The organism is Streptomyces sp. NPDC000941 (assembly GCF_053599555.1).
In genome coordinates this window covers 27,818-41,311 of record NZ_JBSFMM010000021.1, presented here as the reverse complement: position 1 = coordinate 41,311, position 13,494 = coordinate 27,818, and the positions used below count along the sequence as shown (strand labels likewise).

The window sequence follows — 13,494 nt, the reverse complement described above, 5'->3', positions numbered from 1 at the left end:
GGACGGCCTAGGCGACGCTGATCGGAATGCTCTGGGGGCCTCGTGCGCTGCGGGTGGTCCGCATCGTGACGTCACCGGCGATCCGCATGTCCGGGAAGCGCGCGAACAGCTCGCGCAGCGCGATCTCCGCCTCCAGCCTCGCCAGCCCTGAGCCGACGCAGTGATGGGCGCCGGCGGAGAACGCGATGTGCTCCCGGATGTTGCTCCGGGTGACATCGAAGCGATGAGGGTCGGTGAACACCTTCGGGTCGCGGTTGGCGCCCCCCAGCAGTTGCACGAGCCAGCCGCCGCGCGGAATCTGCCGGCCGTCGAGTTCGACGTCCTCGAGGGCCATCCGGACGGTGAACATGGCCGGCGGGTCGTAGCGCAGAGCCTCTTCCACCACGTCGGGCGCGGTATCGGGGTTGTCGAGGAACAGTTTTTTCTGTTCCGGGTGGTCCAGCAGAAAGCGCACGCTGTTGGAGATGAGGTTGACGGTGGTCTCGAGACCGGCCGCCAGCAGCAGCCCGATCAGCCCGATCAGCTCCTCGTCGGTGACCGGCCGGCCGTCGACCTCGGCGCCGACCAGGCCGCTGATCGCGTTGTCACGGGGAGCGCGGCGATTCTCTTCGATCAGCTGGGTGAAGAACGACGTCATCTCCGCCAGCACCGCGCGCACCATGCGGCGCTCGCCCATGGTGCGTACGCCGTCGATGGTGGTGGCCAGTGCCATGCCCCACCGGCCGAACCGCTCGTAGTTCTCGATCTCGATGCCGAGCATGTCACCGATGACGGCGGTGGGCACCTGCGCGGTGAAGTCACGGACCAGATCGAAGTCCTGGCCGCCGGAGACGCGGTCCAGATGGCTGTGGACGATCTTCTCGACCCTGGCGGCGCGGGTGCGGAGGGCACTGGCGGTGAACCAGGGTGCGACAAGTCGGCGCAGCCGGGTGTGCTCGGGGGGATTCACCGCCAGCAGCGACCGCTCGATGGGGTGGATGAGCATATCCGCGTCCCCTTGGCGCATCTCCCAGGCCGGGGGCGACGGGGGAACCGGCATACCGAACCGGGGGTCCTTCAGGACCGCTCGACACTGGGCGTGTGAGACGGTGCAGAAGAGCCCGAGTTTGCTGCGGTAGACATCGCCGTGCTCCCGGATCTGTTCGTACAGCGGGAACGGATCCGCGGGCTGCCGTCTCCCCAGCAGTTTCGCGGCGGGATCCCCGGACAGCGCGGCCCCCGCCATCATGGTCCGGAACGTGGCGAGCTTGATCGCCGTACGAGCACCTCGGATGCCCATGCCCATGCCCATCATCGGATGTCCTCCTCTCAAAGTCAGTTGACCTTGCGGTCGCTGTCCGCCCACAGTTGTTCGCGCAGCTTTCTGCGCAGAATCTTGCCGCTGGGGTTGCGTGGGACCACGTCGATGACCTGGTACCTGGCGGGGATCTTGAAACGGGCGAGCTGGCCGCTCAGGAACCGTGTCAGCTCCTGTGCCGCCGGTACGTCATGGCCCTGGCGCAGCACGATGTACGCGCGCACCTCCTCGCCCGACGCGGAGTTGGGGGCGCCCACCACCGCGGCCTCGGCGATGGCCGAGTGGCGGCACAGGGCGTTCTCCACCTCGGCCGGGTATACGTTCTCCCCGCCGACGATGATGGTGTCGGTGATCCGGTCGCGGATGTAGAGGTAGCCGTCCTCGTCCCGGTAGCCCGCGTCCCCGGTGACGATCCAGCCGTCGACGAGGGTGCGCGCCGTCGCATCGGGCAGATTCCAGTATCCGGCCATCCGGGCCGGCGTGTGCAGCCACACCTGGCCGATCTCTCCCGTCGGCACATCGTCGCCCTGGGAGTCCACGATCCTCATCCGTACGCCGGGATAGGGAAGTCCGGCCGCGGCGAGCCGGGGACTGCCCGGCCGGTGCTCCGAGGGAGGCAGACAGACCGCGGTGTTTCCGGTCTCGGTGAGCCCGTAGATCTGGGCCAGTTCGCAGTCGAAGACGTCCAGGCCACGGCGCAGCAGCGTGTCCGAGATCGGGGACCCTCCGTAGACCACCTTGCGCAGCGAGGCGAAGTCCGGTTTGCCGACATTCGGCTCGTCCAAGATCATGCGCATCATCGCGGGCACCATGCAGGCGGTGGTGATACCGGCTTCCCTGATGAGGTCGACCGCGCGCAGGCTGTCGAACGCGGGGAGCAGGACGTTTGTGACACCGGCGTTGAGCCCCTGCATCGCCCACCACAGACCGCCGATGTGGAAGCCGGGAACGCACACCAGACTCCGGTCGTCCGCGCGCCAGTCGATCCACTCAAGACCGTGTTCGGCGAGCATGCCGGCGACGGCGAAGAAACTGCGCTGGGCCAGCACGACGCCCTTGGGCGCCCCCGTCGTACCGCTCGTGTAGATCTGCACGACTTCGGTGTCGGTGTCGGCGCCTGATTCGGTCGGTGCGGTGAATCCGGTGTCGATGGTCCGGTCGTCAGCCCATGCCTCGAAACCGGCCGCGTCCAGCGGGACGGTGTGCTGAAGCTTCGGCAGGGCCGGTACGGCCTCCTGCACCAGCGGGGCCAGAGCCGGTCCGAAGAACAACAGCTCGGTACCGGAATCACGCAGGATGTGGGTGACCTCGGCAGTGGTCAGCCGCCAGTCGATCGGGACGAGGACCGCGCCGGTCTTGGCACACGCGAGCACGATCTCGTGAAATCTCTCCGAGTCGGCGGCGAAGTGCGCGATCCGGCTGCCGCGCCGGACGCCGGAGGCGGTCAGCGCCTGAGCGGTCCGGTCGCTCCTTCGGTCCAGTTCCCCGTAGGTGACCTGGACCGATCCGCAGACCAGCGCGGGGTGGTCGGGCCGTTCGGCCGCGTGGCGGGCCAGGCTGTCCTGAAGTGTTACGGGCCTTGTGCTGGGCTGCGTTCTGCTCATCCGGTGCCTCGCTCGCCAGGGGTAACGGTCAGTGCCAGGAGTAGCTGTCAGTGCCAGGTGTAGGAGTCGAGCCAGTGGTGGCCGCCGGCCTTCGGCGCCGAGCCGGGAAGGGGACCGGGCGGGGGACCGGGCCGTGCGGTGGCGGCGGCTTCGATGAGGACGTGTGCGTTGACCCCGGTGAAACCGAACGCGTTGACGCCGGCCAGCCGGTGTTCCTCCGAGGGCCACGGCAGGGCCTTCGCCGGCACCGTCACCGACGTCGGCCGGCTGAAGACGGCCGGATCGGGATCGGTGAAGTCGGGTTGCGCGGGCACGGTGCGGTGGCGCAGCGCGAGAATCGCCCTGACCAGTCCCACGGCCCCCGAGGCGGTCTCCAGGTAGCCGATGTTGGCCTTTCCGCTGCCGACGTAGAGCGGCGGGTGGTCCGTGGAGTCGCGTTCGTACGCGGTGGCTATCGCATCGATCTCGACGGCGTCGGCGACCTTGTCGGCGCTGCCGTGCGCCTCGACGTAGCCGACCTGCGCCGCGTCGACCCCGGCCGCGGTCAGGCAGTCCCGGATGGCCCGCTGCTGTCCCGCGGAGGACGCGGCGGACATCGTGGCCCGTCGGCCGTGCTGATGGATCGCGCTCGACCGGATCAGGGCGTACGGAGTGTCCTCGTCGGCACGGGCGTCCTGCTCGCGCTTCAGCACCAGCACCACGCTCCCCTCGGCGCGGACGTATCCGTCGGCGCGCGCGGTGAAGGGCCGGCAGCGTCCGGTGGCGGACAGCATGCCCGCCTTGGCGAACACCGCGGTGGTGACCGGTGACAGCAGCAGATGACTCACTCCCACGATCGCCACATCGCATTCCTTGCGGCGCAACGCGGCGCCCGCGAGGTGCACCGCGACGAGAGTGGACGAGCAGGCGGTGTCGACTGTCAGCGCCGGACCGTTCAGCCCGAGGCCGACGGAGATCCGCCCGGCGGCCCCGCTGACCACCGTGCCGGTGGCCATCGGCGCCGACATCCGGTCGGCGGTGACACCGTTACGGATCCCCGCCAGGCCGTACTCCGGAGTGGTGACGGAGACGAAGACACCCACGCACAGGCCGCCCGGGTCGGTGAGGCCCGCGTCCTCCAACGCCCGGGATGTCTCGGTGAGCAGCAGCCGCTGCTGCGGGTCGAGGCAGCGGGCCTCCTCCTCGGACATGCCGAAGCGCTCGGCGTCGAAGAGGTCGATATCGGTGAGGTACCCGCCCTGGCGGAGCGCGGCGGCGTACGGCGCGATGTCCGGCGCCGCGAGGTTCCAGCGCGGTCGGCCCAGGCTGTCGGTGGGGACACCGGTCTGCTCGGTGGCCAGCACCCTGCCCTCGTCGACCATCGCCCACAGATCGGCGGGGGTGTCGATGCCACCGGGCAGCCGGCAGCTCATCCCCACGACCGCCAAGCCCTCGGTCTCGGCCTGGTGCTGCCGTGCGAGGAGCAGCATCAACTGGGTTCTGGACAGCTTCTCCAGCGATTCGATGTACGCCCTCATCCGAGGTCCTTCAGCGCCGCCAGTTGGGCCTCGGCGTCCAGCGAATCCAGTCCGCCGCCCGGGTCGCTCGTCCCGCCGTCGTCCGGCCGGAGCAGTGCGTCAAGGTGCTCCACGAGCAGGTCCGTTGTCGGATAGTCCATGGTGATCGACGCCGACAGGGAGCTGCGCAGCGCCGCCTCCAGGCCGTTCTTGACGTCCACCGCGGCCAGTGAGTCCAGCCCCAGGTGGGTGAAGGGCGTGTCGGCCGGGATGTCACCCGTGGCGTCGAAGCGCAGCACTTTGGCCACGGTCCCGCGGACCAGGTCGGCGAGCGCCTGCCGCCGTGCGTCCTCGGGCAGCCCGGCCAGTTGATCGACGTCGAGCGTACGTACGGTGTTGTCCCTCGGGCGCGCGAGCCCTTCGTACAGGGCGTTGGACAACGGCCGTGTCGCGGCGTACGTGGTCCAGTCGCATTCGCCGACCACGATCTGCGGAACGGGACTGTCCAGCAAGGTGGCCAAAGCGCGGGCTCCGTCCCGGGGCTGGATGAACACCATTCCCTGCCGCTCGAACGACTGCCTGTGCGCCTCGTCCAGGGCCGCGGCCATGCCGACCTCCGCCCACGGACCCCAGTCGATCGCGGTACCGGGCAGGCCGAGCGCGCCGCGCCAGTGCATGAGCGCGTCCAGAAAGGCGTTGCCCGCGGCGTAGTTGCACTGGCCCGCCTGGCCCAGCACGGCGGAGCTGGATCCGTATCCGATGAAGAACCTGACCTCGGGGAGGTCGGCTGTCGCCTGGTGCAGCAGCCAGCTTCCGTAGACCTTGGAACAGAAAACCTTGTCGATGTTGTCCCAGTCCTGTGAGTTCACGGGCCGGTCGGAGAGCACACCCGCCGCGTGGACGACACCGCCCAGCGCCGGTCCTTCTCTGGTAAGACGCTTGAACAAGGTGTCGACGGCTGCGGGTTCCGCGATATCCGTGGCGTACACCCGCACACTGACCTGCTCGCCGAGGGTCTGCCTGACCTTCTGGAACTCCTGGTCGTCGGGGGCTCGCCTGCTGACCAGCGCCAGGTGGCGCGCGCCGCGGTCCACCAGCGTCCGAGCGGTCAGCAGGCCCAGGCCACCGAGCCCGCCGGTGATGAGGTAGGTGTGGTCACCGTCGACCGGCGACTGTTCCAGCTCGGCCCCGATGCGCTCCTCGGGGCCGCTCGGGACCAGTCGGCGGACATGGCGCCGACCATCGCGGTAGGCGATCTGGAACTCGTCGGGTTCGCTGCTCAGCAACTCCCCGAGCACGGTGGCCGGGTCGCTCTCGCCCACCGGCAGATCCAGGAGAGTCACCCGGTGGTTCGGATACTCGCTCAGCAACACCGCACCGAAGCCCCAGAGGCTGGAGGCGGACAGCCGGCTGCCGTCGTCGGCCTGGTCCTGGGGAAACCACTGGCCGCCTCTGGTCACCAGCCACAGCCGCTGATCCGGCCCGAATCCGCAGGTCTCCAGGAGGCGCACCAGCTCCAGCAGCTCGGTGTACTGTCGCTCGCATTCCGCACGCAGTCCCTCGAGACCGGGGCCTGGTCCGGGCACCGCGGCGCGCCGCTCGCCCGGCTGCCAGAACCAGCACAGATCGGTCGGCCCCTGCGCGAGCAGATCGGGGAGCTGGGCCAGGTCGGAAGCGAAGGCGAGCGAGGTGCCGGTGCGCTCCGCCTCTTCGGCCAGCGACACGTTCTCTTCCAGTCCACTGTGCAGCAGAGCGATACGGCGCCCTGGGACGGGCGTGGTCGAGGCGGGCGCTTCGATCCACCGGGTCTGGTAGAACATCCGCCGCCGGGCGGCACCGACCGAGGACATCCGCCGCAGTTCCAGGCCGTTCAGTACGCATACGACGCGCCGGCCGTCGTAGAGCACCACATCGGCGACGAAGTCCACATCCGTGGACGGCTGCGCGGGGAGCAGCCGGACCACGCTGCGCAGGGTCGCGCCACGGGGTCGGCTGAGGAGGTGGAAGGAACGCAGCCGGACGGGGAGGCCGGGCTGGATGATGGTGGCCAGGGTCTGCAGCGCGGAGTCGAGGATCGCCGGGGGGAGGTGTTCGGTGGTCACCCCCGCCGGACCGGTGATCTCTGCCGTCACGAGGTTGTCGCCGCGGCGGGTGAAGGACTCGATGAGCTGGAAACGCGGACCGTAGTCCATACCGGAATCCGCGAAGTCCGCGTACAGCTCGGCGATCCGCTCGTCTCGCTGTTCGTCCCCCGCCTCGGCTCCGGCCAGCTCTTCCAGCAGGTCGGAGCCGTCCTCGAGCGGTACGGCGGCCTGGCCTTCCTCGCCGATGGCCGCGGTGACATGCAGCCTCTCGATGCCCGCGTCGTCGCTGACGCTGAGGATCTCGATGAGCTCGCCGCCCTCCTCCGTGGTCCTGAGCCGGGTGCGCAGACTGATGGCGTCGTCCGACAGCAGCAGCGGCTCATGAATGCGCATGTCGTCGATCGGAAACCGGGTGTGTCCGTGCACGGCGTCCACCGCGGCGATGAGCAGTTCGATGAACCCAGCCGCTGGGAAGACCACTTGGCCGACGACCATGTGATCCACCAGGTAGTCCGGCCGATTGGTGCTGATCCGATTGGCGAACTCCCGTACAGAGGAGGCGCGCTGCGTCGCGGTCGTGGTCTCGACGCCGAGCAGAGGGTGATGGGCACTGGCATTGATGTCTTTGCCGAAGTCCGGCAACCAGTACCGCTTGCGGTCGAAAGAGTAGGTCGGCAGGGTGAGCCGTGGCTTCGGCCGGCCCTCGTGGAAACCCCGCCACGACAGGGGCAGCCCCGTCGTGTAGAGCTGGGCGGCGGCTTCGTACGGCGAGCGGTCCTGCTCCGCCGCGGATCCCAAGGACGCCACCCACAGGTGGCGGGAGGCCGTCACACAGGCGCGCCCGGAGTTGATCAGGGATCGGCCCGGCCCGATCTCCACCATGGCGTGCGGTCCGAGGCCGGTCAGTGTCCGGATGCCACCGGCGAAGTCGACGGGTTCACGGATCAGCCGCGCCCAGTAGTCGGCGGAGCACACCTCGTCCACCTCGGCGATTTCGCCGCTCAGATTGGAAATCAGGGTGATCTCGGGTTCCTGGAACCGCACCTTGGCGATGAGGCCGCGGAACTCCTCCACCACGTCGTCCATCAGCGGTGAGTGAAAGGCATGGGACACCGGGAGCCGTTTGATACGCAGACCACGCTCGGTCAGCTCGGCGGCCATCGCCTCCAGCGGCTCCGCGCCACCGGACACAACGCACTGGTCGGGAGCGTTGAGCGCGGCGAGCGACAGGCCGGGGTACTGGTCGAGCAACGGAGCGATGTCCGCACCCGATGCCCGCACCGCCATCATCCCGCCCGGTGCCGACACCGACTGCATGAGCCGGGCCCGCGCCGACACCAGCCCGATCGCGTCCGGAAGCGGGAAGACGCCCGCCACGGTGGCCGCGGCCACCTCACCGATGCTGTGCCCGATCACGGCGTCCGGACGGATGCCCCACGACTTCCACAGCTCTGCCAGGGCGTATTCCAATGTGAACAGCGCCGGCTGGGTGTACCGGGTCTGGTCCAGCAGTTGGGTGGCATGGCCTTCACCGAACATCACATCGCGGACGGGCGGCCCGTCGAGGTGTTCCGCGAAGAGCCGGTCGCATACGTCGACGGTGTCGCGGAAGACCCGGTGGCTCCGGTAGAGCCCGGCCGCCATGCCGGGGTACTGGGAGCCCTGACCGCTGAACAGGAAGGCCACCTTGCGCTGCTGTGGGGTGTCCTCGGTCTCGCGGAGCTGCCGGGCCAGCAGCGCCTCCAGGTCCGCCGGGCCGCCGACGGCTCCGGCGATACGCGAGGCGTGATGCGCCCGCAGGACATTGCTCGCGTGGCACAACTCCTCGACGTCGGTCTCCGGATGGTCGGCGAGATAGCGCCGGTACCGCTCCACCTGGAGTACCAGGGCCTTGCGGGTCCGGGCCGACAGGGTGAACACGGCCGCGCCGGACCGTGGCCGGGCGCTCTCCTCCCGTACTACCGGGCCGGACGACGCGGGGGCCTGCTCGATGACCGCGGACGCGATGGTGCCGGCGAAGCCGAAGGAGTTCACCAGCGCCCTGCGGGTACCGGCCGGCCAGGGTACGGGCTCGCGGGGCACCACGACGGGCAGCTCGTCCCATGCGACATGGGTGGAGGGGATGTCCATGTTCAGATGCGGATAGATGAGCCCCTCGCCCAGTTGCAACGCCACCTTGATGATGCCGCTGACACCGGCCGCCGCCTCGGCATGGCCCAGGTTGGTCTTGCCCGACGCGACGAAGACCGGGGCGCCGGGGCTGTGCGACTCGGCGAAGACCTTGCCGATCGCCGATAGCTCAATGGGATCGCCCAGCGCGGTGCCCGTACCGTGCGCCTCGACGTACTGGATGTCCTCCGGCCGCACCGCCGAGTTGAGCAGCGCCGCGCGCATCACCCGCTGCTGGGAGCTTCCGTTGGGCACCGTGAGACCGGCGCCCTCGCCGTCCTGGCGGATCGCCGAGCCGCGTACCAGGGCCAGGATGCGGTCGCCGTCCCGCTGGGCGTCGGACAGCCGCTTGAGCGCCAGCACACCGCACCCTTCGCTGCGGGCGTATCCGTCCGCGCGGTCGTCGAAGGTTTTGCAACGCCCGTCCGGAGCCAGCATGTTGGCATCGGTCGTCACGATGTGCGCCTGCGGGTGGTGGACCAGGTTGACCCCGGCGCACAGGGCGATATCGCACTGCCGCTGCCGCAGGTCCTGTACGGCCGTGTGCAGCGCCACCAGCGACGATGAGCAGGCAGTGTCGAAGCTCGCGCAGGGGCCGTGCCAGCCGAGGACATACGACAGCCGTCCCGAGGCGGCGCTGTGGGCGGTCCCGGTGCCCAGATAGCCGTTGATCGCCTCGTACGGCAGGGTCTCCGCGGCGATCATGTAGTCCGCGGAGCTGATCCCCACGTAGACACCGCCGTCGCCGCCGCGCAGCGCGTGCGCGTCGAGCCCCGCGTCCTCCAGCGCCTCCCACGCCGTCTCCAGCAGCAGCCGCTGCTGCGGATCCACGTAGTCGGCCTCTTTCGGCGATATACCGAAGAACGCGGGGTCGAACCGGTCGATGCCCTCGAGGAAGCCGCCGCCCCGGGTACGGATCGTGCCTTTCGCGGCCGGGTCGTCGCTCTCGAACGCGGCGACGTCCCAGCGGTCGGAGGGAATGGGGCCGGTGCCGTCCCGCCCGGAGCGCAGAAACTCCGCCAACGACTCCCGTGTGTCGTTGCCGCCCGGCAGCCGCAGACCGATGCCCACGATGGCGATGGGTTCGTACTTCTCCAGCAGCAGTCGCTGGAGCAGATCTCCGTCAGGGGCAGGTGTCGTCATGTCGCTCCTGGTGTGGGGTGCACGGCCGCTCCGCGGGTCTCAGCTGTAGAGGTTCCGCAGAATCTCCTGGACCATCGGCGGCAGCTCCTGAGCGTTCTGTGGTGCGGGCGTGGCGGAGGGCGCGGGTGCGGTGCCGGGGAACACATCCGAGAGCACGGTGTCCGCGAGATGATCGGTCAGGCCCTGGGACGTCGGGTGCTCGAACAACGCCTCGATCTCGATCCTCCTGTCCAGCATCCGGGTCAGACGCTGGCGAAGCTCGGTCAGCCGGAGCGAGGTCATTCCCAGGTCGAAGAAGCTGACGTCGGCGCCCATCTCGTCGCCTTCCGGGAGCAGCAGGACCTCTCTGACCTCGGCATCGACCAGGTCCGCCAGCGTCTGCCTGCGGCGCGCCCGGGGGAGCGAGAGCAGCAGGTCCACCGCGTTCGCCGGTTCGGTCATCGCGGTGCACCCTGCGGCAGGTTGGTCAGCGCGATCTGGATCTCGCCCGTGCACCGCCCGCCGCCTTCGTCCCAGAACCGGCACTCGCTCTCGATGAGGGCCAACGGCGCCTTGCCGTTCTCGCCGGAGCGCAGCTTGAAGTCGGTGAAGCTCAGCTCGCCGCGGAACTCCTGTCCCCGGATCGCGCGGTGGAATCTGCTGGTGTACCGGGTGATCAGAATGTCGGAGAGCTGGCGCTGCCAGTAGTCGTCGAGTGTCCAGGCATCGAAGACGGGAGGCAGCCGGTTCTGGACGCACTTGGCGATCAGGTAGTAGGCAATCTGGTTGAAGCAGATGTTGAACTCGACCGCGTTGAAGTGGCCGGTGTCGTCGATGTAGCACGACTCGCCGATGCGGAACGCACCGGAGGCGGTGACGGCCTCGTTCTCCAGGCGTACCTCCGCGGAGCCGAGATACCGGCAGTTCGTGCGGTAGGGACGCAGCACCCGTTCACGCAGAGCGGGGTCGTCGGGGTGTGCGGTGGCGGTTCCGGCGGCCGGCCGAGCGAGGGGGCCGGCCGTCATGTCGTCGTCCCGTAGAAGGGGTGGTCGTCGTGGACGGTCACCCGGTACGAGGTGCTGGGCTCAGGTGCGGGGCTGTGCAGCGCGCGGTGGACGAGGCTGCGGTTGTCCCAGATGAGCAGGTCGCCTTCGGTGAACGTCTGGGTGTGAATGTGCTCGTTGCCGAACGTCGTGTCGAGCTGACCACTGGCCTCGAGCAGCCGGTGCAGCGAGTCGTCCTCGAGCACCCGGCCCTGCTGGTCGTGCAGCTCGCAGGTCAGGGCCTCGCTGACATACAGCACCTCTTCCCCGGTGATCGGGTGGACGAAGACCGTGGGGTGGATCACCGGCGGGGTCTTCTTCTCGATCTCGTCCACGAGTTCACAGATGGGGCGGTAGACATCGGACGGCCGGATCTTGAAATAGCGCCTCGCGCTGTGCAGTCCCTTGGTCGTCCTCGCCACCGAACGCAGTTCTTCGGGCAGGCCGGCGAACACCTTTCCCATATCGATGTAGTGCGTTCCCCGGTTCGTCTTGGGGACCACTTGCGGGTAGGTCATCGTGATGCCGAACGGCCGGGGCATGAACGAGTAGTCCGCATGCCAGAACGCACCGGTCTTGGGGACCCCCACCTGCTGTGTCGACTCCGGGGTGCTGGAGGACACGAATATCTCTTCGTGGTCGGGGTGGTGATACATCGGCTCGTAATAGACCTCGATCGTACCGAGTGCCTTTCCGAGCGCGATGAACTGCTGCGGACTGAGGTGCTGGTCCTTCAGGATCAGTATCTTCTCCTGATAGACCGCATCCTTCAGGCGGAGCGCGTCGGATGCCGACAGCGTTTCCACGTCGAACTCGGTGACCGTGGCACCCATTTTCTGGTCGACTTGCGGCGTGATCTTCATGCGAATAATCCGTTCCTCGGCCATTGGGGCCCTGCGACTGGAACCTGCGCCGGTCCGCGAGGTGATGTTTCCATCGCGGTGTCCGCTCGGGCAAGGAGGTCAAGGAAGTTGGCATTTTCATGACGGCGTAGTTCCGGTGCGCTCAGCGCGAGAATTACCGGAAGGCGGCATCCGACTAATGACGCCTTCGGGGGCAAACGTCCACCAGCATCGCCATCGGCGTCGGAGCAATGGCGAAACTCATCGACCACCGGCCGGGCTTCCCGCTATCGGGGCCCTGCCACCGAGAGCCGGGGCAATCGAAAATCCGCACGCAGTCGCCCCTGCTTGGCCCTGCCCGATGCGTACTGAGCCGTTGGCCCTTCACGCTCCCTTGCGCACGGCGCGGGTGACCTCGCGGCCGGATCCGCTGCCGGCTCCTACCACCTTGCCGATGAAGCCCACCATGTCGCCTCGTCGTTCCAGCTTGCGGGCTTCACTACCGGCAAGGGGCGGACCGGTCGTGCTTTGGGACCCCACAGGTGGCCGGTTTCCCCACTGTGCAGCATCCCGTAGGTCGGGAAAGGTGTTCCGCAATGACGAAACAGTGGCGGGAGTGACGAGCGAACGCAGAGCTCCCTGGCAGATGGGCCATCCAAGAGGAGGGGACAGCATGCCACCTACCGCTTCCACACGCCTGTCGGTTGTCATCGATACGGATCCGGGGGTGGATGACGCCTGGGCGATCCTGTTCCTGGCTGCCCAGCGGGACGTCGAGATCGTCGCAATAGGGGCTGCGCACGGCAACGTGCCCACGGCCACGGCGGCGGCAAACGCCCTACGAGTGCTTGATGTCGTCGGCCTGAACCACGTACCGGTTGCCGTTGGACATCCAACTCCCCTCCAGCAGCCCTTGCAGACGGCCGAGTTCGTTCACGGCGAGGATGGCCTCGGCGGCAACGCTGGTCCTCCGTCACCGCGCCCGACCAGCGCGGAATCGGCAGCGGAACAGCTGGTGCGGCTGGCCAGGCAACGACCAGGAGAACTGACGTTGCTCGCCCTGGCACCGCTGACCAACCTTGCCCTCGCCCTTCGGAAGGAGCCGAATCTCCCTCGGCTCCTGCGCCGTGTGGTGTTCATGGGCGGCGCGTTCCGCGTCCCAGGCAACATCACTGCCTGGGCTGATGCGAACACCGCTCATGACCCGGAGGCAGCCGAGGAGGTTCTGCGCGCGGGGTTCGACCTGATCATGGTGCCGATGGACACAACCGAACACGCATGGGTTGACGGCGCCTGGCTCAGGCGGGTCGCGGATGTGGCCACTTCTGCGGCCCGCTTCGCATCATCCGTGCTCGATACCTACCTCGCTATCTACAGCGACGCTCAGGGCACGACTGGGTGCCTCATGCACGACCCAATCGCTGCGGCCATCATGGTCGATGAGTCTTTGGCCACCTATACGGAGCGTCAGGTGGTGATCGAGTTGGCGGGGTATGGGCGTGGCGCCACATTGGTCGACGAACGAAAGTTCAGCCTCAGCCAAGGGGGCATCCCGGACCAGCGACCGCCGGTGCGGATAGCCGCCACCGTGGATGCCGCCACCGCTATGGAGCGCGTCCAGCGGGCCCTGCTCACCGCCGAAGCGGGCCAGTGACCGAAGGCTCTCCGCCCTGCGGCCATTCGGCCGGCCGGTCTCGCAACCGTGTGGCTCGGGGGTCGCCAAGCTGGTCGTAAAGCTTCCACGCCCGCTCGCACGCCTGCCGCGCCTCCTCCCACCTGGACAGCTTCTCAAGGAACTGAGCGCGGAGGTCGTGCGCGGCGGCCTGCCCCCAGTCGT

The 13,494-nt window shown here is 68.4% G+C and carries 8 protein-coding genes; 1 reads left to right on the top strand and 7 read right to left on the bottom strand.

Annotated features, from left to right (window positions below):
* Positions 1–7: 7 nt before the first annotated feature.
* Genes ACWDSL_RS10005 through scoE form a run of 7 tightly spaced genes read right to left on the bottom strand, consistent with a single transcriptional unit; the run spans position 8 to position 11,678 of the window.
* Positions 8–1,294, bottom strand: a complete 1,287-nt coding sequence (locus tag ACWDSL_RS10005) for a cytochrome P450 (RefSeq protein ID WP_450483552.1) — start codon at positions 1,292–1,294, stop codon at positions 8–10.
* Positions 1,295–1,314: 20 nt separating this feature from the next.
* Positions 1,315–2,901: a long-chain-fatty-acid--CoA ligase gene (locus ACWDSL_RS10000; RefSeq protein WP_450483550.1), complete on the bottom strand. Its 1,587-nt coding sequence runs from the start codon at positions 2,899–2,901 to the stop codon at positions 1,315–1,317.
* Positions 2,902–2,948: 47 nt separating this feature from the next.
* Positions 2,949–4,418 carry a beta-ketoacyl [acyl carrier protein] synthase domain-containing protein gene (locus ACWDSL_RS09995; protein ID WP_450483548.1) on the bottom strand — a complete coding sequence of 490 codons (1,470 nt, stop codon included), beginning with the start codon at positions 4,416–4,418 and terminating at the stop codon, positions 2,949–2,951.
* Entirely contained in the window at positions 4,415–9,793 is a 5,379-nt protein-coding gene (locus tag ACWDSL_RS09990) for a type I polyketide synthase (protein WP_450483546.1), read from the bottom strand. Before ACWDSL_RS09990 ends, ACWDSL_RS09995 begins: the two co-directional genes overlap by 4 nt.
* Positions 9,794–9,832: 39 nt before the next feature.
* Complete coding sequence (locus ACWDSL_RS09985; RefSeq protein WP_450483544.1) at positions 9,833–10,234, bottom strand: acyl carrier protein; 402 nt, start codon at positions 10,232–10,234, stop codon at positions 9,833–9,835.
* Positions 10,231–10,797 carry an FcoT family thioesterase gene (locus tag ACWDSL_RS09980; RefSeq protein WP_450483542.1) on the bottom strand — a complete coding sequence of 189 codons (567 nt, stop codon included), beginning with the start codon at positions 10,795–10,797 and terminating at the stop codon, positions 10,231–10,233. Before ACWDSL_RS09980 ends, ACWDSL_RS09985 begins: the two co-directional genes overlap by 4 nt.
* Entirely contained in the window at positions 10,794–11,678 is an 885-nt protein-coding gene (gene scoE, locus ACWDSL_RS09975) for a (3R)-3-[(carboxymethyl)amino]fatty acid oxygenase/decarboxylase (RefSeq protein WP_450483540.1), read from the bottom strand. The genes ACWDSL_RS09980 and scoE overlap by 4 nt, the downstream gene beginning before the upstream one ends.
* 652 nt (positions 11,679–12,330) lie before the next feature.
* Here scoE and ACWDSL_RS09970 point away from each other — a divergent pair.
* A complete protein-coding gene (locus ACWDSL_RS09970) occupies positions 12,331–13,311 on the top strand; it encodes a nucleoside hydrolase (protein ID WP_450483538.1) in 981 nt (326 codons plus the stop codon).
* The last annotated feature ends 183 nt before the right edge of the window (positions 13,312–13,494 follow it).